This window comes from Streptomyces sp. NPDC007346 (assembly GCF_040703535.1).
Lineage (GTDB): Bacteria > Actinomycetota > Actinomycetes > Streptomycetales > Streptomycetaceae > Streptomyces.
This window is the reverse complement of record NZ_JBEYKR010000003.1, coordinates 44100-65098: the sequence shown is the minus strand read 5'-3', so window position 1 is coordinate 65098 and position 20999 is coordinate 44100. Positions and strand designations below refer to the sequence as shown.

Here is a 20999-nt window from a genome sequence, read left to right as displayed (position 1 = left end):
GCTCACGAGGTCGGCAGCGCCTGCATGGCCTTGATGAAGGCGTCCTCGTCCATCGAGCCGTTGAAGAACTGCTGGAGGGACTGGTACATCGTGGTGGCCGCCGACTGGGGGTACGCCTGGTCCCAGGAGAGCTGGAACGCCGGGGCCGCCTTGACCATGTCGTACTGGAACTTCGCGAACTCGGGGCCGGCCGCGGTGTCCAGGAAGCCTTCGGTGTTCGTCGTGGTGGGCAGGTTGCCGATGTCGAGCTGCGCCTTGACGAACTGGTCCGAGTACATGAGCTTCAGGAACTCGGCGACGACCTGCGGGTGCTTCGTCTTCTTCAGCACGGAGTAGAAGTTGTTGGTGTTGCCGACGACGTTCGCCCGGTCGCCCTTGCCGCCTTCGACGGAGGGGAAGGCGCTGTATCCGAGGTCGCTCCTGGCGAACTCGGGGTGCGCGTCCTGCTGCGTCGAGTACGCCCACGAGCCCATCAGCTCGAAGCCGGCCCTGCCCGTCGCCAGGAGCGTGGGGGAACCCTGGTCGGTGAACTTCACCGAGTCGTAGTTGGTGCCGAAGGCCCCGGCGTCCACCAGCTCCCTGATCTTGCCCAGGGCCTTCCGGCTCTCCGGGCTCGCCCAGGCGTCCTTGTCGCCGTCCAGGGCCTTCTGGAAGAGCTCCGGGCCGGCGATGCGGTCGTACAGGTACTCGAACCACATCAGCGTCGGCCACCGGTCGCCGCCGCCCAGCGCGATCGGGGTGACGCCGTCGGCCTTCAGCGCCTCGACCGCCGCCAGCAGGTCGTCCCAGGTCTCGGGGGGTTCGACGCCCGCCTTCTCGAGGACCTTGCCGTTGTTGAAGAGCAGCACGGGCTGCGTACCGCGCATCGGGATCCCGTAGGACGTGCCGTCGACCACCGCGCTGTTGAACACCGACGGCAGGAAGTTCGCCTTGAGGCCCGGGTCCTCGGCGATGAAGGGGTCCAGCGGGAGCAGCAGACCGGCGTCGACGAACGGCTTGATGCTGCCGCCGCCCCAGTTGAAGAAGACGTCCGGCGCCTGCTTGCTGTTGATGATCGTCTGCAGCTTGGCCTGGTAGTCGGCGCCCGGGATCGTGTCCAGGACCACCTTCACCTTCGACGTCTTGTTGAAGGTGGCGACGAGCTCCTTCTCCACCTTGTTCGCCGCGTCCCCGTAGACCAGGACGTGGATGGTGTCGCCGCCGGCCGCGTCGGAGTCTCCTCCGCACCCGGAGAGGGACAGCACCAGGGCCAGTGCGGCACCACCGACGACGACGGTCCGCGAGAACCGTGCGCGTTGCTTCATCGGCACACCTTTCGAAACTTTTTCGGTACGGTTACCGAAACTTCTTGAGTCGGGACGCTAGGACTCCTCATCTGGGGGGTCAACCCTCGGTCACCGCGTTATCAAAGCGTTACACCTGAGAGGCAGTCGCCTCCGTGCTTTATGCTCCTGGCCATGCGCGATGACGAGAAAACGGGCCGCATCACCCTGGCCCAGGTGGCCGAGCGGGCCGGCGTCTCCATTTCGACAGTTTCGAAGGTCCTCAACGGGCGGCAGGACGTGGCGCCCCCCACGAGGGTCAAGGTGGAGCGCCTGCTGGAGGCCCATGCGTACCGGCGCACCACGCGGTCGGCCGGCGAGGCGCCGCTCATCGAGATCGTGTTCCACGAGCTGGAGAGCATCTGGGCGATGGAGCTGATCCGGGGGGTGGAGAACGTCGCCAAGGCCCATGGCGCCGGGGTCGTCCTCACCGAAAGCGGAACCCGCCACTCGCCCGGCCCCGACTGGATGGAGGCGATGCTCCAGCGTCGGCCGCTCGGTGTCGTCCTGGTCTTCTCGACCCTGCCCGGCGAAGTGAAGGAGCAGCTCAGGGCGCGTTCGATCCCGTTCGTCATCATCGACCCGGCGGGCGACCCCGACCCCGACGTGCCCTCGGTCGGCTCGGCCAACTGGAACGGCGGACTGGCCGCCACCCGCCACCTCATCGAGTGCGGGCACCGGCGCATCGGGGTCATCACCGGCCCCGAGGACATGCTCTGCTCCCGCGCCCGGCTCGACGGCTACCGGTCGGCGATGACCATGGCGGGGCTGGAGGTGGACCCCGGCCTCATCCTGTTCGGCGACTTCCATGTGGAGGGCGGGTACGACCGCGCCACCGAGATGCTGTCCCGGCCCCGGCGGCCCACCGCGATCTTCGCGGGCAGCGACCTCCAGGCACTCGGCGTGCTGGAAGCCGCCCGGGTGCACGGCCTGCGCGTCCCCCACGACCTCTCGGTGGTCGGCTACGACGACGTGTCCATCGCCCGCTGGGCCAGTCCGGCCCTGACCACGGTCCACCAGCCGCTGCGCCAGATGGCGGAGGAGGCCGCGCAGATGCTGATGCGGCTGCGGGCCCAGGAGCCGGTGTCCACGCGGCTGGAGCTGGCCACGAGCCTGGTCGTACGCAAGAGCACGGCGCCGCCGCCCGAGAGCTGAGCACCCTGGGGCCCTGGTCCGTGGCCGGTGAAGGCGGCCGGGCCCCCCTCCCGGGCGACCGGGCCGAACGTTCCCGACTCCGCCCCACTCCGCATCGGAAGGCCCAGCACATGACTCTGTTCGAGCGCGATTTCGTCGCGGCGGGTTCCGTCGAACCGCCCGGGGACGACACGGGGCGCATGCTCCAGATGATGACGGGGTACTGGGTGACCCAAGTGGTGCGGACCGCAGCGGAGTTACGCATAGCCGACCATCTGTACGGCGACGGTGCCACGCCCGCGGACGTGGCTGCGGCGGAGTCGCTGGACCCGGACTCCACCTTCCGGTTCCTGCGGGCGTGCGCATCCCTCGGGCTCGCCGCGTCGACGGACGGGAAACGGTTCGTCAGTACGTCCTTGCTGGAGACGCTGCGCACCGACGCCCCCGGTTCCTTACGGGAGTTGGCGCTGTGGGGCGGGGCCGAGTCGCACTGGCTGCCCTGGGGGCGGCTGTCGGACGCGATCCGCACCGGCACCCCTCAGGCGGAGGCCGCCCTCGGCGCGCCCTTCTTCGACTGGCTTGCCGCCGCCCCGGCGGAGGCCGGGGTCTTCACCGACGCCATGACGGCCATGACCCGGTCACTGGCCCACCGGCTGGCGGACGTGATCGGCCTCGAGGGCTCCGAAGTCGTCGTGGATGTCGGCGGAGCCGGCGGCAACCTCGTCCAGACGCTCATGCGGCGGCACCCCGGACTGACCGGCGTGGTCCTCGACCTTCCGCACGCGAGCCCCGAGGCGGAGGCCTCGGCAGCGGGTCTGGGCGTCGCGGACCGGTTCACCTTCGTCGGCGGCGACTTCTTCGAGCGGGTGCCGTCCGGCGATGTGCACCTGCTGAAGTTCGTCCTGCACGACTGGGACGACGACGCCTGTGTGCGCGTCCTGCGCAACTGCCGGGAAGCGCTCAATCCGGGTGGCCGCGTGCTGGTGATGGAGCTCGTCGTGGACGAGGTGGGCACCCCCGGTCTGGAGCCGCTGATGGACCTCAACATGATGGCGCTGTCGACCGGGCGCGAGCGCAGCCTCAAGGAATTCGGGAAACTCTTCCAGCGGGCCGGTCTGACGCCGACCAGAACGAGGTCATCCGCTTCCCGGGTCTCCGTCCTGGAGCTGGTGCCCACTCAGCTCCCGGCCAGGAGACCGGAATTGGCACCCTGAAGCCTCGCGCGTCTCGTCGGCCTCCATCACCGTGCGTATCGCCTGCCCGGAATTCCGCCGCGCACAAGTACGTTTGCTGTGCCACGGCCCTCAACTGCCCCTCCGCGCAAGGCTCCACGTCCCGAGGGAAAGCCCAGGTGCCGGGCCCCCGAAGAGGAAGGAAAGCCTCCGTAGGAAGGCGAACTCTTTACTTGAAGTACACGGCGGGATCGGGTCCAATGGGTCAGCTTCGCTAGGTGCAATGACCACGGAAAGCCCATCATGACCCACTCCAGCCAGTTATACGCGACTGTCTCGCAGCCCTGGGCGGCGAGACGGCCGCCCGTCCCTCGCGGCGACGTGGGCGGCACCGCGACCGCGCTTCCCACGGCGGCGGAGCGGGCTTGGCTCGACAGCTTCCAGAGCGCCCGTCATCTGGCCGACGCCGACGTACGACGGCACGAACGACGGAACACGCTGCACACGCTGAGGGGCCTCCAGGTGCTCGCCCGGTTCGCGGAGGAGCGGGCGGACGCGTTCGCGGCCGTGAACGGGGTGCCGCTCGCCACGGTCGAGATGATCACGCGCCGGATCGGTGACCCCCTGGTCCGTGCCCAGGCGGTGGGCAAGCTGATCGCCGCGGGCGAGCGCGGCGTGGACCTCCGGCTCGGCCCCGCCTCCTGGCTGCCCGACGGCCTGGAGGGGGCGGGGGAGATCGGCGCCGTCTTCGGCAACCTCGTCGACAACGCCCTGGACGCCGTCACCGGCACCGGGCGGCCGGAGCCCCGCGTGGAGGTCCAGCTCCGGTACGACCGGGGCACCGTCTGTCTCTCCGTGTACGACAACGGGCCCGGTGTGGTGCCCCACTTGCGCGGCTGGGTCTTCGAGCGGGGCTCCTCGACGAAACCGGCCTCGCCCGCACGCCCCCGGGGCATCGGCCTGGCGCTGGTACGCGCCGTCGCCGAGGCGCGGAGCGGATCGGTCGAGGTGGGGGGCCGGAAGGGCGGCGGCGCCGTCTTCACCGTCCGGATGTGCGCGGCCGAGCAGCCCCGGGGAGCCCGGCCGCACGAGCTGTGCCAGGTGGACGCGGGCACGTCGGGACGGCTGCGGGAGGACCGGTGATCAATGTGCTCGTCGTCGACGACGACTTCTACGTGGCGAGGATCAACGCCCATTACGTGTCCGAGATACCCGGCTTCCGGGTGGCGGGAATCGCCCACGACGCGGCTCCCGCCCTGGCGGCCGTCGAGCGCGGTGGCATCGACCTCGTCCTGCTCGACCACCACCTCCCCAACGAGAGCGGACTCTCCGTCACCCGCCGCCTGCGCGGCCTGGACCTGGACGTCGACATCGTCATGGTCACCGCCGACCGCAGACCCTCATCGGTCCTCGCGGCCCGCCGCGCGGGTGTCGTGCACTACCTCGTCAAGCCCTTCACCTGCGAGAGCCTCCGCGAGAGGCTGGAGTCGTACGCCCGGATGCGCGCCGCGTTCGACGACACCACGGAGATGGACCAGGACGCCGTCGACGCGTCCCTGGGCGGCCTGTGCACCCCGGACGCGGGGCGGAGGCTGCCCAAGGGGTTCTCCGAGCGCACCGCGGAGCTGGTCTCGCGCGTGGTCGAGGAGCACGGGGCCGGGCGCCGGCTGACCGCCCAGGAGGTGTCCGAGCTGACGCGGATCAGCCGCTCCACCGCGCAGCGGTACCTGAAGTTCCTCGCCGACATCGGGCGACTGCGGCTCACCCTCAAGTACGGCACCAGCGGCCGGCCCGAGCACCTCTACTCCCTGACCTGAACCGGACCCGGCCCGTACGCCCGGCCCACCGACGTGAACCGGACCCGGGACCGTACCGGACGCGGGCGTCTCCCCCGGACCGCCCGTGACCCCGCCGGCCTCCCGGCCGCCCTCCCCCCGGCCCAGCAAGACTCGACCACGCGACAGGAAGCCGACCGTGCCGATCCGAATTCTCCCCGCGCCCGGTCCCACCCGGATGCTGACGCTCATCACCATGGTGATGAGCCTGGGGCAGGGGTTGTGGATGGCCCTGAGCGCCATCTACGCGGTGACGGTCGTCGGCCTGTCACCCGGCGAACTGGGCGTCGCCCTGGGCGTCGCCGCCGTCCTCGTCCTGCTGTCCAGCATCCCGCTGGGCCACCTCGCCGACCGCGGGGGACCGCGCACCGTACAGCTGTGGTCCTTCCTCGCCCTGGCTCCGCTGACCGCGGCCCTGGTCGCGGCGCAGGGCTTCTGGTCGTACCTGATCGTCACCTCCGTGCAGGGGCTGGCCTACCGGGCCGGCAACAACGCCCGCAAGGCGATGATCGCGGCCAACGTGCCCCGGGCGGAGCGGGTGCACGTCATGGCATACATCCGGGCCGCGGTCAACGCGACCCTGGCGGTCGGCGCCTGTCTGGCCGGCCTCGTCCTGGTGTGGGACGAGCCCCTGGGCTACCGGAGCGCGGTCCTCTTCACCGCCCTCTGCTTCCTGATCACGGGGCTGCTCACACTCAAGGAGCCGGCGGTGCCCCCGACGCCCGCCACCCCGGGCGCGGCCTTCTCGGTGCTGCGGGACACCCCGTTCCTGGCGTTCACCGTGCTGGACGGCGCCCTCGTCACCCACGCCCTGCTGCTCGACCTCGTCCTGCCCCTGTGGGTCGTCCAGCACACGGACGCGCCGCGCTGGACGAGCGCGGCGCTGCTCCTGCTCAACACCGCCCTGGTGGTGGCCTTCCAGACCCGGGTCGCGCGCGGCGTCCGCGATCCGAGGTCCGCGTCCTACGCCAGCCTCCAGGGCGCCGGCTGCGTGGCGGGCGCCTGCCTGCTCTTCGCCCTGACCGACGGCGCGGAGGTCACCGCGGCCTGCGTGCTGCTGGGCGTCGGCGCGCTGCTGCACGCGTTCGGGGAGATCCGGCAGGCGGCGGGCAGCTGGACCATCGTCTTCGACCTGGCGCCCGACCACGCGCAGGGCCAGTACCAGGGCACGTACAAGATGGGCGGGGACATCGGCAAGATGTTCGCCCCCGCCGTCCTCACCTGGCTGATCCTCGGCCACGGCGCCCTCGGCTGGGTCGTCCTGGCCGTGGCCTACGCCGTGCTGGGCGCCGCTGTTCCGGCCGTCGTGGCCCTCGGTGCCCGCAGGGCGACCCCCGCGAAGGACCCCGCCGCCGTCTGAGCGCGCCTTCGCGACCTGCCCGTACGTCCCCACGGCGACGTGCCCCGCGCGGGCGCGTCGCCGCCGCGTCTCCGGCCGGCAGCCGCGCCGTCGGCCCATGCAGCCACAGAGTCACGGAGCCACGGAAGAGGTACTCCCCTGCCCGCCGGGCAGGGCCTCCGCCGGCCAGGGCCCCCGCCGGCTCGCGGGGGAAATGAGCAGAACACGCTTTTCCCGGCCAAGGATGTTTAGCGCGGCAGTGCGCACAACCGGGACCGGCCCCGGAGCCGTCGATAGCTTCGTGCGCAATCCGCCGTCGACGAGTTCGGACAGACATGACCACAGCATCGGACGTACGCCTGGGCGCCGGGCTCCTGAAGCACGCGCTCGTCCAGCCGGACCGGACCGCGTTGAGCCTGGGGCGCCGTGCGTACAGCTACGCCGAGGCCGCGGCCACAGCGCGCCGCTGGGCCGCGCTGCTGGTCGAGGCCACGGGCGGCCGGCCCGCCCGGGTCGGGGTCTTCGCCCACCGCAGCGAGGCCTCCTACCTGGGGGTCGCCGCCGCGCTGTGCGCGGGCGCCGCGTTCGTCCCGCTGAACCGCAGGTTCCCGGCCGAGCGGACCCGCTGGATGCTGGAGCGCGCCGACGTCGACGCGATCATCGTGGACGCCGCCTCCCTGCCCGGCCTCGCCGGCCTGCTGCGGGGCCTGCCGCGCAAGCCGGTCGTGCTGCTCCCCGACGTCGAGCGGGCCCAGGCCGGGGAGCTGGGCGACGTACGGGTCCTGGACGCCCAGGATCTGGCCGCCGCCGCGCCGCTGGAGGAGCTGCCCCCGGTCGCGCCCGAGGACATCGCCTATCTGCTGTTCACCTCGGGCAGCACCGGCACGCCCAAGGGCGTGCCCGTCACCCACGGCAACGTCCGCGCGTTCCTCGACGCCAACCAGGAGCGCTACCGCCTCACCCCCGAGGACCGGCTGACGCAGACCTTCGACCAGACCTTCGACCTGTCGGTCTTCGACCTCTTCATGGCCTGGGAGAACGGTGCCCGGCTGTGCTCGATGGACCCCATCGAGCTGCTGTCGCCGTTCAAGTACCTGGAGCGCAACGGGATCACGCTCTGGTTCTCCGTGCCGTCCGTCGCCGCCGTCCTGCGGCGACGCGGGGTGCTGCGCCCCGGGACGATGCCCACGCTGCGCTGGAGCCTGTTCTGCGGCGAGGCGCTGCCCCGCGAGACCGCCGAGGCCTGGCAGGCGGCCGCGCCGCGGTCGGTGGTGGAGAACCTGTACGGGCCCACGGAGCTGACCATCGCCTGCACGGTGCACCGCTGGGACCCGGTGACCGGGCCGGCGGCCTGCGTCCACGACAACGTACCGATCGGCCGCCCCTACCCGGGCCTGCACCCGCTGGTGATCGGCGAGGACGGGGCCCCGGTGGCGGACGGTCAGGTGGGGGAACTGTGCGTGGCGGGCCCGCAGACCACCCCCGGCTACTGGCAGGCGCCCGGACTCACCGCCGAGCGGTTCTTCCCGTACGAGGGCCGCACCTACTACCGCACCGGCGACCTGGTGTCCCGGCAGGACGATGCCTACGTCTGCCTGGGCCGCAACGACCAGCAGGTCAAGATCGGCGGCTACCGCGTCGAACTGGGCGAGATCGAGGCCGTCCTGCGGCGGGCCGGCGCCGTGGAGGCTGTCGCCCTTCAGTGGCCCGACGCCCACACCGTGACCGCCGTCGTCTGCGGCGACGTCACCCCCGCGACGCTCACCGCGGCCTGCGAGGCCGCGCTGCCGCCCTACATGACGCCCGCCCAGATCCACCTGGTGACCGAGATGCCCGTCAACGGCAACGGCAAGACCGACCGGGGCGCGCTGCGCGACCGCCTCCGGACCGGCCTGTGACCACCACCCCGTCCCCCTCCCCCGACGCGCCCCGAAGAGAGGCCATCGTGAGCACAGTCGACCAGCTCGTCGCCCGCACCCTGGGAATCACCGAGGACCGTCTCACCGCCGATCTCGCCTACCAGTCCGTCCGCGAGTGGGACTCGCTCGGCCACGTCACGCTCATGGTCGCCCTGGAGCAGGAGTACGGCGTCGAGGTCGACGACGACCTGCTGCTGGAGCTGCGCACGCTCGGTGCGCTGCGCGCCTTCGCCGACGGCCTGAGCGACCCCACGGCCACCGCGGCCACAGCCCCCGCGGGCTCCACGCCCACAGCAGGCTCCGCAGCCCCCGGAACCCGTACGGCCTCCGGGGCCCCCGACGCGCCGCCGCCCGGCTCCACCGTCCACCGGGGTCTGGAGGGCGTCACCTTCGACCACTCCGCCGTCACCCTCATCGACGGCGCCGAGGGCACCCTGGAGTACCGGGGCTACAGCATCCACGACCTGGCCGAGCACGCCTCCTTCGAGGAGGTGGCCCACCTGCTGGTCCACGGCCACCTCCCCGACGCGGCCGCCCTCGAGGTCTTCACCAAGCAGCTGCGCGCGGCCCGCGCCCTGCCCGCGCCGGTCCAGGACCTCGTCCGGTCCCTCGCGCACGCCCACCCGATGGAGGCACTGCGCACCTGCGTCTCGGCGCTCGGCGCGTTCGGCGCCCGCCGGGCGGCGGGAGCCGACGAGAGCTACGCGGAGGCCCGCGAGGCCGGGATCGAGCTCATCGCCCGCATCCCGATGATCGTCGCGGCGCACCACGCCTTCCGCAGCGGCCGCGAACCGCTGTGGCCCCGCGAGGACGCCGGCCACGCCGAGGCGTTCCTCACCGTGCTGCTGGGCGAGGAGCCCACCCCGGCCGCCGTCCGCGTCATCGACAAGGGCTTCGTCGTCCACGCCGACCACGGGTCCAACGCCTCCGCGTTCACCGCCCGCGTCGCCATCGGCTGCCGCGCCGACATGACCGCGGCGCTCACCGCCGCCATCGCCGCCTTCTCCGGTTCGGTGCACGGCGGCGCCGCCGAACGGGTCATCGGACTCGTCGACGAGGTCGGCGCCCCCGAGAACGCCGAGGCCCACGTCGCCGCCCTCCACGGGCGGGGCGAGCCCGTCATGGGCTTCGGCCACCGCGTCTACCGCACCGAGGACCCGCGCGTGCGTCACCTGCGCGCCAGCGTCGTCGAGCTGAGCGAGGAGCGCGGCGACCGCTCCGGCCTCGACATCCTGGACGCGGTCGCCGCCGCGATGCGGCCCCGGCAGCGGCACGGCGTCGCCGCCAACGTCGACCTCTACGCCGGCCTCTCCTACCGCCTCCTGGGCCTGCCGGACGACCTGGCCGTCGCCCTGTTCGTCGTCGGACGGGCGCCCGGCTGGGTGGCGCAGGCACTGGAGCAGCACGCCAACAACGTCCTGATCCGCCCGCTGCTCGCCTACGCGGGCCCGCGCGGCCTGACCTACCCCCAGGGAGCCGCACGATGAGCACCGCTTCCGTCCCGTCCTCCCTCCCGGCGCGGCTGCCGGACTTCGCCGCGGAGCACGGCTTCGACCTCGGCGCCCTCCCCTACACCGGTCGCGTCCTGCTGGAGTCGCTGCTGCGGGACGGAGATCCCGCGCAGGCCTCGGTCCTGGGCAAGCGCCTGGCGCTCGGCGAGGACCCGGCCCTGGAGATGCCGTTCCGCCCCGCCCGCATCCTGGTGCAGGACTACACGGGCATCCCGCTCCTGGTCGACCTGGCCGTGCTGCGCGACCGGGCCGCCGAGCCCGGCCGCGTCAACCCGGCCCTCCCCGTCGACGTGGTCGTCGACCACTCGGTGCAGACCGACTGGGCGGGCCGCCCCGACGCCCTGGGCCTGAACGAAGCGCTGGAGATGTCCCGCAACCGCGAGCGCTACGCGTTCCTCAAGTGGGCCGAAGGCGTCTTCGACGGGGTGCGGGTGATCCCGCCGGGGCGCGGCATCGTCCACCAGATCAACCTGGAGCAGCTGGCCACCGTCGTCGCCGAGGGCCCCGACGGCTCCCTTCTGCCCGACACCGTCCTGGGCACCGACAGCCACACCACCATGGTCAACGGCCTGGGCGTGCTCGGCTGGGGCGTCGGCGGCCTGGAGGCCGAGGCGCAGATGCTGGGCCTGGCGCAGGCGATCCGCATCCCCCCGATCGTCGGGGTGCGGCTGACCGGCACCGTCAGCCCCGGGGCCTCGCCCACCGACGTGGTCCTGGCCCTGACCCGCCGCCTGCGCGAGGAGAACGTCCAGGGCCTGATGGTGGAGTTCACCGGCCCCGGCGTCGACGAACTCTCCGCGCCCGACCGCTGCACCGTGGCCAACATGGCCCCCGAGTACGGAGCCATGTCGGCGTTCTTCCCGGTGGACGAGGAGACCCTGGACTACCTGCGGCGCACGGGACGCGACGAGGCGGCGGTGTCCCGCGTACGGGAGTTCTGCCGGGAGCAGCGCCTGCTCCGGGAGGGCGCCGAACCCGTCTTCGGGCGGACCCTCACCTTCGACCTGGGCGAGGTGGGCCCCGGCCTCGCCGGCCCCAGCCGCCCCGACCAGCGCATCTCGCTGGGCCAACTGCCCGACTCGCTGGCCGAACTCTGCCCGCGGGGCCTGCGGAGCGAGGCCGGTGTCCAGGACGGTGACCTCGTCGTCGCCGCCATCACCTCCTGCACCACGACCTCCAACCCCAAGGCCATGCTCGCCGCCGGCCTGCTCGCCAGGCGCGCCGTCGAGCGGGGCCTGCGCGTTCCCGCCCACGTCAAGACCAGCCTGTCGCCCGGCTCCCGGGCGGTCACCCGCTACCTGGCCGACGCCGGGCTCCTCACCGACCTGGAGACGCTCGGCTTCCACGTCGCCGGGTACGGCTGCATGACCTGCAACGGCGGCAGCGGCCCCCTCAACGAGGGCGTCGGCGAGGCCGTCGACCGCGGGGACCTGACCGTGGCCGCCGTACTGAGCGGCAACCGCAACTTCGCCTCCCGGGTCCACAGCCAGGTCCGCGCCGGCTACCTCGCCTCACCCGCCCTGGTCGTGGCGCTCGCCCTGGTCGGCGACGTCCGCACCGACCTGGAGAGCCGGCCGCTGGGCATCGGCCACGACGGCGACCCCGTCCACCTGCGGGACCTGTGGCCGCACGCCGGCGAGCTGCGCGAGCTGGAGGAGCGGTACGTCACCCCCGAGGTGTTCGCGCCCGACCGCACCCCGCAGCCCGCGTGGGAGGCGATCACCGCCCCCGACACCGAGGTGTACGCGTGGGACGAGGCCTCCACCTACATCCGTCCGCCCGCGTACGTGGACTCCGAGGGCGGGCTTCCCGTCCTGAACGGGGCCCGCGCCCTGGTGGCCCTCGGCGACCACGTCAGCACCGACCACATCTCTCCCGTCGGCGCCGTCTCGGCCGACTCCCCGGCCGGGGAGTACCTGCGGGAGAGGGGCGTGGCGGACTTCAACTCCTACGGCTCCCGCCGGGGCAACCACGAGGTGATGGCCCGCGGCACGTTCAGCAACCCGCGCCTGCGCAACCTGCTGGTGGGCGACGGCGACAGCGGCGGCACCACCCTGCACCTGCCCAGCGGGGAGCGGCTGCCCGTCTACGACGCCGCCCGGCGCTACACCGGGAGCGGCACCCCCCTGATCGTCCTGGCGGGGCGCGGCTACGGCATGGGCTCGTCCCGCGACTGGGCGGCCAAGGGCCCCTGGCTGCTCGGCGTCCGCGCGGTCCTCGCCGAGGACTTCGAGCGCATCCACCGGGCCAACCTGTGCGCCATGGGCATCCTGCCGCTGCTCCTGCCCGCCGGGCGGAGCTGGAGCGACCTCGGTCTGACGGGCCGCGAGGAGTTCGACGTCGACCTGTCGCAGGTGCGCGAGAGCGGCGAGGCCCACGTCACGGCCGACGGCATCGGGTTCACCGCAAGGGCGGACGTGCGGTCGGCCGGTGAGTGGGACGTCCTGCTGGCCGGCGGCACCCTGCCCTACCTGCTGCGGGCCATGGGCACACGCCAGGAGGACCCGGCATGACCCACATCCTGGACACCCTGGGCCTGCGTACGGCTGCCGAGGCCGACGCCCTGGCCGCGGGCGCGAAGACCTTCGTCCCCGTCCACACCGGCACCCACGACCTGCCCGTCGGCACCCTCCTGGACGCCCTGGCCGAGGACCCCTCGCTGCTGCCGCCGCGCACCGGCCACCTGGGGAACTGGGAGGACATCGCGGCCGGACGGGCCGGGCCGATGGACTTCAACACCGCCGTCTGCGGCGGCGGCCACGGCTACCCGCTGATCTACGGCTTCACCCGCACCGAGGCCGACACCGAGGGCGGCGACGAGGCGTACCAGCCCGGCTCCCTCATCGACCAGGGCAAGCGGCACGTCCTGCCGCTGCACACCTGGGACGGCTCCCGCTTCGTACGCCGCGACCGCGCCGCACCGCTGTTCTGCCCCCTGGTCCAGGCCGAGGTCGACGGGCAGCTCGTCCCCCTGGTCGACCTGCACAAGCAGCGGATGGCGGCCCTGCCCGGCTACCGCTTCCGGCACTGGGCCACCGCCCTGACCGACCGCGCCGGCCTCGTCACCGACATGCTCACCCTGCTCCTGGAGCAGGCCGCCGCCCAGGGCCGCAACCAGGCGTTCGCCGAACTGATCAGCCAGGCGGTACGCCTGGACGGCGAGGTGGCCCGCTGCCGGGTGCGCCCGGAAGGCTCCGGCTACCTGCTGGAGGACCAGCACTACCCCTCGGCGCGCTCCCTGGCCGAGGCGGTCATGGTGACGGTCCACGCGCTGGTGGACCCGGCCACGTTCATCGCCCGCCTGCCCGAACTGCCGCCGCTGCTCCCGGTGATGTCGCTCCAGCTCACCAACGTCCTGTTCGCGCTCCTGGACATGCACCACCCCGACGCCCCGGCCGGCCCTCCGGAGCAGCCCTTCATCACCCACCTGCACTGGGGCGCGCGTGCCATGGCCGGCTGCCCGCCCCGGCGCAACGGCTACCTGACCCGGCGCTCCACCGTGCGCTCCCTGCGCGCGATCACCGACCCGCTGGTCGGGCACTTCGAGGCCGCCCGCCCGGTGGCGTTCGTCCTGCTGCCCGCCCAGACCTTCATGCTGTGCCCGCCCAGCACCTCGCCCCGCGACACCGACCTGCTGGCCGGCCTGTTCGCCCGGCTCGGGGCCGCCGCCCCGGAAGCCGCCCACGACACGGCCCTGCGCTGGCTGGAGGGCCACGCCGAACTGCTCTCGCCGTACCTGCGCGGCCGGTTCGCCGGCGGCAGCGGGGTCCCGGCCGACGGCACCGTGCGGGAGCCCGCCGTACCCGTCGAACCGGACGGGTTCCGCGCGCTCACCTTCCGCCAGGCGTGCGGGGCGGTCGCCGCGTTCGAGGAGGTCCTCGGATGAAGCTCGCCCACCGCGAGATCGTCATCGCCCTGCGCGAACCCTTCGTGAGCAACACCGGCGTCACCACCCGGGTGCGCCAGCGCGTCGTCGAGCTGACCTGGCGTGACCTGCGCGGCCTCGGCACCGCCCGCGACGCCGACCCCGCCGGCCTCGACGCCTGCGCGCCCGTGCTCGCCGGAGCCTCCCCGTACGGGCTGCGCGCGGCGCTCGACGCGCTCCCCGACGTCGGCGCGGCGACCCGGTCGGCCGTCGACATGGCCCTGCACGACCTGCTCGGCAAGGCCACCGGCCGCCCGCTGCGCCAGTTGCTGGGGCTCGACGGCCTGCCCGTACCGCCCACCGCCCTGTCCATCGGCGCCTGCCCCGACGACGAGCTGGTCCGCCGGGGCCGGGCGCTCGCCCACTGGCCGGTCCTCAAGCTCAAGCTCACCCCGCAGGACGACGGCAGCCGCGCCGGGGTCCTCCGCGCCGTCTACCCCGGCCGCATCCGCGTCGACGGGAACGGCTCGTGGGACCGCGCGCAGGCCCTCAGGGTCGCGGAGGAGCTCCACCGCCATGACGTCGAACTCCTGGAGCAGCCCGTCGCCCCCGGCCACCTCGACGACCTGCGCCACGTCCACGAGCACTCCCCCGTCCCGGTCTTCGCCGACGAGGACTGCGCCACGTCCGAGGACGTCCTGCGGCTGCGCGGACACGTCAGCGGCGTCAACATCAAACTCGTCACCTGCGGCGGCCTGGCCGAGGCCCACCGCATGATCCTGCTGGCCCGTGCCTGCGGCCTGCGGACCATGCTCGGCTGCAAGGTGGAGAGCGCGCTGGGCGTCTGCGCCATGGCGCAGCTCGCCCCGCTCGCCGACCACCTCGACCTGGACGGGCCCGTCGGCCTGCGCGACGACCCGTTCACCGGCGTACGGATCGACGACGGCGCCCTCTCCCTGCCCACCGGCCCCGGCATCGGCGCCACTCCCCTCCACCGGACCCCGACCCACCTGGGACAAGGACTGACATGAGCCTTCGCTGCGCCGTACTCGACGACTTCCAGCAGGTGGCCACCGCCTCCGCCGACTGGAGCCCCCTCAAGGACCAGGTGGAGATCGTCAGCTTCCCCGAACACTTCGCCGCCGAGGACGAACTCGCCGCCGCCCTGGCCGACTTCGACATCGTCGTGACGCTGCGCGAACGCGTCTCCTTCCCCGCCTCCCTCCTCGACCGGCTGCCCCGCCTGCGCCTGCTCATCGCCTCCGGCATGCGCAACAGCGTCATCGACCACGCGGCGGCCGAGCGCAACGGCGTCACCGTCTGCGGCACCGCCAGCACCTCCACCCCGCCCGTCGAGCTGACCTGGGCCCTGCTGCTGGGCCTGGCCCGGGGCATCGTCACCGAGAACACGGCGCTGCGCACCGGCGGTCCCTGGCAGTCCACCGTCGGCGCCGACCTCCACGGCCGGACCCTGGGCCTCCTCGGCCTGGGCAAGATCGGCAGCCGGGTCGCCCAGGTCGCGCTCGCCTTCGGCATGGACGTCCAGGCCTGGAGCCAGAACCTCACCGACGAGCGCGCCGCCGAGGTCGGCGTCCGGCGGGCCGCCGGCAAGGAGGAGCTTCTCGCCACCAGCGACTTCGTCTCCCTGCATCTGGTCCTCGGCGACCGCACCCGCGGCCTCCTCGGCCCCGCCGAACTGGCGCTCCTGAAGCCGACCGCCTATCTGGTCAACACCTCCCGGGCCGGCCTGATCGACCAGGATGCCCTCCTGGACGCCCTGCGGGAGGGGCGCATCGCCGGCGCCGGCCTGGACGTGTACGACGTCGAGCCGCTGCCCGCCGACCACCCGGTGCGCACCGCGCCCCGCCTCCTGGCCACCCCGCACCTGGGCTACGTCTCCCGGAACAACTACCGCACCTACTACACGCACGCCGTCGAGGACATCCAGGCGTACCTCGCAGGCGCACCCGTCCGCCTCCTCGGCTGAACCCACCACCGCCTTCCGCCCCGCCCTCCCCCGACCTTGGAGATCCCCGGTGAGCCCGCACCGCCGCATGATGAAGCTCGGCGCCTTCCTTCCCGCGCCCGGCCACCACATAGCCGCCTGGCGGCACCCCGAGGCCCGCCCCGACGGCGGCCTGGACTTCGACTACTACCGTTCCCTGGTGCAGACCGCCGAGCGCGGCATGTTCGACATGGTCTTCCTGTCCGACGGGGCCGGAGTGCGGACCAGGTACAAGGACGCCGACGAGCTGAGCCGCCAGGGCCGCATGGTCCACTTCGAGCCGCTGACCCTGCTGTCCGCGCTCGCCGTGCACACCCGGCACATCGGCCTCACCGCGACCGCGTCCACCACCTACAACGAACCCTTCACCCTGGCGCGGCAGTTCGCCTCCCTCGACCACCTCAGCGCCGGCCGCTCGGGCTGGAACGTCGTGACCTCCGCGACGGACGCCGAGGCGCGCAACTACAACCTGGACAAGCAGCCCGAGCACGCGGCCCGCTACCACCGCGCACGGGAGTTCATGCAGGTCGTCACCGGGCTGTGGGACAGCTGGGAGGACGACGCCTTCCTCCACGACAAGGAGTCCGGCCGCTTCTTCGACCCGGAGAAGCTGCACATCCTCGGGCACAAGGGCGAGCACTTCTCCGTACAGGGCCCGCTGAACGTCGCCCGCCCGCCGCAGGGCCACCCCGTCATCGTCCAGGCGGGCTCCTCCCCGGACGGACAGGACTTCGCCGCCCGCTGGGCCGAGGTCGTCTTCACCGTCCAGCAGACCCTGGACCAGGCGCAGGTCTACTACCGCGGTCTGAAGAAGCAGGCCGCCGACCACGGCCGCGACCCCGACCACGTCAAGATCCTGCCCGGCGCCTTCATCGTGGTGGGCCGTACCCTGGCGGAGGCCGAGGACAAGTACGCCACCCTCCAGTCCCTCGTCGACCCGGTGGTCGGCCTCGGGATGCTCTCGTACCAGCTCGGCAACGTCGACCTCACCGGACACCCGCTGGACGGCCCTCTGCCGGAACTGCCCGCCATCGAGGGCAGCACCGGCAAGCAGCAGGTCATCTACGCACAGGCCCGCCGGCAGGGCCTGACCATCCGTGAGCTCTACCTGGCCGTCGCCGCCGGACGCGGGCACCGCTTCCTGCTCGGCACCCCGGAGACCATCGCGGACGAGCTGGAGGACTGGTTCGTCAACGACGCCGCCGACGGCTTCAACATCATGCCCGACTACCACCCCGGCGGCCTGGACGCCATCGTCGATCTCCTCGTCCCCGAGTTGCAGCGCCGGGGCCTGGTACGCACGTCCTACGAGGGCACCACTCTGCGGGAGAACCTCGAACTGCCCCGGCCCGCCTTCCCCCCGGCCCCGGCGAGCGGAGCATGACCGTCGACGCGAGGGCCCTGCGCTCCGTCCTGCGCGCCCACCCCTCGGGGGTCACGGTCCTGACCGCCGCCGGGCCCCGCGGTCCGGTGGGGGTGACCGTCACCTCCTTCGCCTCGATCAGCGCCGAACCCGCTCTCGTCGCCGTCGCCCTCGCGGACACCTCCACCACGTGGGCGAAGATGGCGCGCAGCGAGCACTTCGCGATCCACCTGCTCGGCGCGGGCCAGGCGGCCATGGCCACGCGCTTCGCCACGCCGGGTGTCGACCGCTTCGCCCCGCCGACCGCCTGGCACCTCGACCCGTACGGCGTGCCGTACCTGGCGGCCTGCCTGGGCAGGCTGCTGTGCTCGCGCCACAGCACCGTACGGCTGGGCGACCACCACCTGCTGGTGGGCGCCGTCGAGCAGGTCGAGCACGGCGAGCGGGGGGACGGCCTCGTCCACCGCCACGGGGACCTGCAGCCGGTCACGACTCCTCTTCCAGCAAGGACCTGACACATGCCCACCGTTCTGTTGTTCTCGCGCCAGCCGCTCACCGGCCGCCCGCTCCAGCAGTGGCTCGACCGCCCTCAGGACGCCGTCCTGATCACCACGCCCAAGGCGGTCGACGGCGCCGAGGACGTCCTGGCCGCCTCCTTCCCCCGTCACCGGCTCGTCGACGACTACCACGGCTGGGCGACCGAGGAGGTCGCGGAGGCGGCCGCCCGTGAGTACGGGGTGGACCTGGTGGCCAGCACCAGCGAGAGCGACGTGCTGCGGGCCGCCCGGCTGCGGGCCCGGCTCGGCCTGCCCGGACAGGACGTCGCCTCGGCCACCGCCTACCGCGACAAGGTGGTCATGAAGGAGCTCGTGCGGGCCGCGGGCGTACGGGTTCCGGCGTTCGCCGCCGTGGACAGCCCGCGGGACCTGCTCGACTTCGTCGACGCCCACGGCCTGCCCGTCGTCGTCAAGCCGCGCGCCGGCGCGGGCGCCGAAGGAGTGGCGTTCCTGCGGGAGCCCGCGGACATCACGGCCTTCTTCGCGCGCGAACGCGGCTCCGAGGTGCCGTACCTGCCCGGCCAGTGGATGGTGGAGAGCCTCGCCCACGGCGACTTCCACCACGTGGACGGCATCATGCGGGACGGCCGGGTCGTCCACTCCTGGCCCGCCCGCTACACCGGCGGCCTGGCCGAACGCGTCCGTGAGAACCTCCACGCCGGCAGCGTCCTGCTCGCCCCGGACGACGCCGTCACCCACGCCCTCCAGCGCATGACCGCCGACGTCGTCGCCGCCCTGCCCCCGGCGCCGCACCCCCTCGCCTTCCACCTGGAGGCGTGGGTCGGGCCGGACGGCGTCCCCGTGCTGTGCGAGATCGCCAGCCGCGCCGGAGGTTCCCTGATCGGAGACCAGTACGTACGGGCCTTCGGCGTCCATCTGGCGCGCGAAGGGCTCCGTGCGCAGTGCGGGCTCCCCCTCACCCTCACCACGCAGCCGGCCGCCCCGTCCCGGGCCATCGGCCACATCCTGCTGCCCCCCGGCCACGGCGTCTTCGTCCCCCCGGCCGACCCGTGCCCGGTCCCCCACGTGGAGCTGACCCTGATGCGCGAGGCCGGGGCGCACTGCCAGGGCGTGGAGAACGCCGCCGACGCGGCGGCCCGCGTCTTCGCCGAAGCCGACGCCACCGACACCGTGGAGTCCCGGCTCGCCGAAGCGATGGAGTGGTGGAACCGGCACACCCGCTGGGAATGAGACACCCAGAGCCCACCACCACCTTCCTCCTTCCACTCACCGTCTTCCACCCACCGCCTTCCGTCTTCGGCCCTCCGCCCTCCGCCCTCCGCCCTCCGCCCTCCGCCCACCGTCTTCCTCTCACCCGGAAGGGACAAGCCGCCTTGTCCGAGCACGTCCTGATCGTCGGCACCGGCCGCGACTTCCCCGCCCGCATCCGCGCCGCCCACCCGGGTGCCCGCACCACGGTGTTCTGCCGTCTCGACTCCGTCGGCCGGGTCCGCGCCCCCGGCGCCAACGCCCGTGTCCTGGGGCTCCGCGACGACGCCCCCGAGCAGGAGTGGGTCGATCTGGCGGCGGCCGTCCACGCCCGGGACCCCTTCACCGGAATCGGCACCTTCGGCGAGCGCAACCAGAACCACTACGCCCGCATAGCCGAGGCGCTGGGGCTCACCGCGCACAGCCCGGACACCGTCCACCTGGTGCACGACAAGCAGGCCATGCGGGCCCGGCTGAGCGAGGCGGGCGTGGACTCCACCGCCGGCGTCCGCGTCGCCGACCTCGACGAACTGCGCGCCTTCGTCCGCCGGTACGGCCTGCCCTGCGTGGTGAAGCCCGTCTCCAACTCCGGTAGCGCCGGCGTGACGAAGGTGACCGGCGAGAGCGAACTGGCCGAGGCCTTCGCCCGCGCCGACGGCAGCTACGGAGACCTGACCCATGCGGGCGTCCTCGCCGAGGAGTTCCTCGACGGCCCCCAGTTCAGCGTCGAGGCCGTCTCGGAGGCGGGCGAGCACCAGGTCGTCGCCATCACCGCGAAGTTCTCCGACCCGGCCTCCTTCGTCGAACTCGGGCACGTCACACCCGCACGGCTCACCGACGAGGTCCGCGACCAGGTCCACGCCTACGTCGGCGCCGTACTCGACGCCCTCGGCGTGGACTTCGGCCCGACCCACTCCGAGATCTGCCTCACCGAGAAGGGCCCCCGGCTGATCGAGACGCACGTCCGCATGGGCGGCGACGAGATCCCGGCGCTCGTCCGGGACGCGACCGGCGTCGACGTGGACGAGTGCGCGGCCCGCCAGACCCTGGGCGAGAGCGTCCTGCCGGGCGTCCGCGCCACGCTGGCCGAGGACCGCCCGGCGCTCTGCTCGGCCGTCTGGTTCGCGGCCCTGGAGGTCACCGGCGTCCTGGACCACGTCGGCCGCCTCGACGAGGCCCGGTCGCTCCCCGGCGTCACGGAGGTACGCCTCCTCGCCGACCCTGGGGCGGAGGTGGGCGGCCTGTCCTCCTCCGACTCCCGGGTCGCCTTCGCCCGAGCCCTGGCGGACACCCCCGAGGAGGCCGCACGCGCGGCGCGGGAGGCGGTGGAGCACCTGGAGTTCACCCTGAAGGTCCCCGCCCACCGAGGCCGGCCCATCTGACCCACGGCCCGCGACCGGCGAAGAGCCCCCTCCCGAGGGAGGGGGCTTGTGCTGTGCGCCCTTGACAGGACGAAACTCTCCGTCATCAGCCTTGAGTCGCTCTGGCACTCTGCATGCCATATGGCGACCCCGCGCGGACCGCTCCGCGTAGCGGCCCTGCCGCGTACACACGCCTGCGCAACACCAGCTGACGAGCCTTCAGGACGTGGGCCTTCAGGACGTGCGTCATTGGTGCGTCAAGAGCCACCGCCACCGGCCCTGGCGAGCTCACCGCGCCCCCGAGACCCCGGAAGCCACAGATCGGACAGGTTGCCCCGATTCCACCCGTGGCGCGAGAGGAATCAGGTCGAGCTGACGGGCCAGGTTCATAAGGGCCAGGTCAGAGG

Annotated in this window: 16 protein-coding genes; 15 read left to right on the top strand and 1 reads right to left on the bottom strand. The window is 73.0% G+C overall.

The genetic code is table 11. The annotated features are described in order from the left end of the window. Window positions 1-2: 2 nt before the first annotated feature. The gene (locus AB0917_RS01750; protein ID WP_366817448.1) at window positions 3-1304 is read right to left on the bottom strand and encodes an extracellular solute-binding protein; all 1302 of its coding nucleotides are present in this window, start codon (window positions 1302-1304) and stop codon (window positions 3-5) included. Window positions 1305-1445: 141 nt separating this feature from the next. Between AB0917_RS01750 and AB0917_RS01745 the strand changes: the two genes are divergently transcribed. From AB0917_RS01745 to AB0917_RS01675, 15 genes are all read left to right on the top strand, one after another. Further along, window positions 1446-2477 carry a LacI family DNA-binding transcriptional regulator gene (locus AB0917_RS01745; protein WP_366817447.1) on the top strand — a complete coding sequence of 344 codons (1032 nt, stop codon included), beginning with the start codon at window positions 1446-1448 and terminating at the stop codon, window positions 2475-2477. A 110-nt stretch (window positions 2478-2587) separates the two neighbouring features. Further along, window positions 2588-3670: a methyltransferase gene (locus AB0917_RS01740; protein ID WP_366817446.1), complete on the top strand. Its 1083-nt coding sequence runs from the start codon at window positions 2588-2590 to the stop codon at window positions 3668-3670. Window positions 3671-4009: 339 nt separating this feature from the next. Further along, window positions 4010-4771: an ATP-binding protein gene (locus tag AB0917_RS01735; protein WP_366817445.1), complete on the top strand. Its 762-nt coding sequence runs from the start codon at window positions 4010-4012 to the stop codon at window positions 4769-4771. Further along, a complete protein-coding gene (locus tag AB0917_RS01730) occupies window positions 4768-5445 on the top strand; it encodes a response regulator (RefSeq protein ID WP_366817444.1) in 678 nt (225 codons plus the stop codon). The genes AB0917_RS01735 and AB0917_RS01730 overlap by 4 nt, the downstream gene beginning before the upstream one ends. Window positions 5446-5602: 157 nt before the next feature. Next, the gene (locus tag AB0917_RS01725; protein WP_366817443.1) at window positions 5603-6823 is read left to right on the top strand and encodes an MFS transporter; all 1221 of its coding nucleotides are present in this window, start codon (window positions 5603-5605) and stop codon (window positions 6821-6823) included. 314 nt (window positions 6824-7137) lie between these two features. After that, on the top strand, window positions 7138-8700 hold the full coding sequence (locus AB0917_RS01720; RefSeq protein WP_366817442.1) for an amino acid adenylation domain-containing protein: 1563 nt from the start codon (window positions 7138-7140) through the stop codon (window positions 8698-8700). A gap of 47 nt (window positions 8701-8747) precedes the next feature. Beyond that, the gene (locus tag AB0917_RS01715; protein WP_366817441.1) at window positions 8748-10208 is read left to right on the top strand and encodes a citrate/2-methylcitrate synthase; all 1461 of its coding nucleotides are present in this window, start codon (window positions 8748-8750) and stop codon (window positions 10206-10208) included. Next, window positions 10205-12745, top strand: coding sequence for an aconitate hydratase AcnA (acnA, locus tag AB0917_RS01710; RefSeq protein WP_366817440.1), 2541 nt, complete (start codon window positions 10205-10207; stop codon window positions 12743-12745). The genes AB0917_RS01715 and acnA overlap by 4 nt, the downstream gene beginning before the upstream one ends. Further along, entirely contained in the window at window positions 12742-14118 is a 1377-nt protein-coding gene (locus AB0917_RS01705; RefSeq protein WP_366817439.1) for a DUF6025 family protein, read from the top strand. The genes acnA and AB0917_RS01705 overlap by 4 nt, the downstream gene beginning before the upstream one ends. Continuing rightward, entirely contained in the window at window positions 14115-15128 is a 1014-nt protein-coding gene (locus tag AB0917_RS01700; protein ID WP_366817438.1) for an enolase C-terminal domain-like protein, read from the top strand. The genes AB0917_RS01705 and AB0917_RS01700 overlap by 4 nt, the downstream gene beginning before the upstream one ends. Next, entirely contained in the window at window positions 15125-16084 is a 960-nt protein-coding gene (locus AB0917_RS01695) for a D-2-hydroxyacid dehydrogenase family protein (RefSeq protein ID WP_366817437.1), read from the top strand. Before AB0917_RS01700 ends, AB0917_RS01695 begins: the two co-directional genes overlap by 4 nt. Window positions 16085-16133: 49 nt before the next feature. Beyond that, window positions 16134-17486 (top strand): LLM class flavin-dependent oxidoreductase, encoded by a 1353-nt coding sequence (locus AB0917_RS01690; protein WP_366817436.1) that lies wholly within the window; start codon window positions 16134-16136, stop codon window positions 17484-17486. Next, window positions 17483-17980: a flavin reductase family protein gene (locus AB0917_RS01685; protein WP_366817435.1), complete on the top strand. Its 498-nt coding sequence runs from the start codon at window positions 17483-17485 to the stop codon at window positions 17978-17980. Before AB0917_RS01690 ends, AB0917_RS01685 begins: the two co-directional genes overlap by 4 nt. A 3-nt stretch (window positions 17981-17983) precedes the next feature. Further along, window positions 17984-19213 (top strand): hypothetical protein, encoded by a 1230-nt coding sequence (locus AB0917_RS01680; RefSeq protein ID WP_366817434.1) that lies wholly within the window; start codon window positions 17984-17986, stop codon window positions 19211-19213. 143 nt (window positions 19214-19356) lie between these two features. Beyond that, a complete protein-coding gene (locus tag AB0917_RS01675; protein ID WP_366817433.1) occupies window positions 19357-20613 on the top strand; it encodes an ATP-grasp domain-containing protein in 1257 nt (418 codons plus the stop codon). Window positions 20614-20999: the final 386 nt, after the last annotated feature.

Bases quoted from the DNA above. Each gene is read 5' to 3' on its own strand.
- AB0917_RS01750 (WP_366817448.1), bottom strand. From the start codon at position 1,304: ATGAAGCAACGCGCACGGTTCTCGCGGACCGTCGTCGTCGGTGGTGCC.
- AB0917_RS01745 (WP_366817447.1), top strand. From the start codon at position 1,446: ATGCTCCTGGCCATGCGCGATGACGAGAAAACGGGCCGCATCACCCTG.
- AB0917_RS01740 (WP_366817446.1), top strand. From the start codon at position 2,588: ATGACTCTGTTCGAGCGCGATTTCGTCGCGGCGGGTTCCGTCGAACCG.
- AB0917_RS01720 (WP_366817442.1), top strand. From the start codon at position 7,138: ATGACCACAGCATCGGACGTACGCCTGGGCGCCGGGCTCCTGAAGCAC.
- acnA (WP_366817440.1), top strand. From the start codon at position 10,205: ATGAGCACCGCTTCCGTCCCGTCCTCCCTCCCGGCGCGGCTGCCGGAC.
- AB0917_RS01705 (WP_366817439.1), top strand. From the start codon at position 12,742: ATGACCCACATCCTGGACACCCTGGGCCTGCGTACGGCTGCCGAGGCC.
- AB0917_RS01700 (WP_366817438.1), top strand. From the start codon at position 14,115: ATGAAGCTCGCCCACCGCGAGATCGTCATCGCCCTGCGCGAACCCTTC.
- AB0917_RS01695 (WP_366817437.1), top strand. From the start codon at position 15,125: ATGAGCCTTCGCTGCGCCGTACTCGACGACTTCCAGCAGGTGGCCACC.
- AB0917_RS01685 (WP_366817435.1), top strand. From the start codon at position 17,483: ATGACCGTCGACGCGAGGGCCCTGCGCTCCGTCCTGCGCGCCCACCCC.
- AB0917_RS01680 (WP_366817434.1), top strand. From the start codon at position 17,984: ATGCCCACCGTTCTGTTGTTCTCGCGCCAGCCGCTCACCGGCCGCCCG.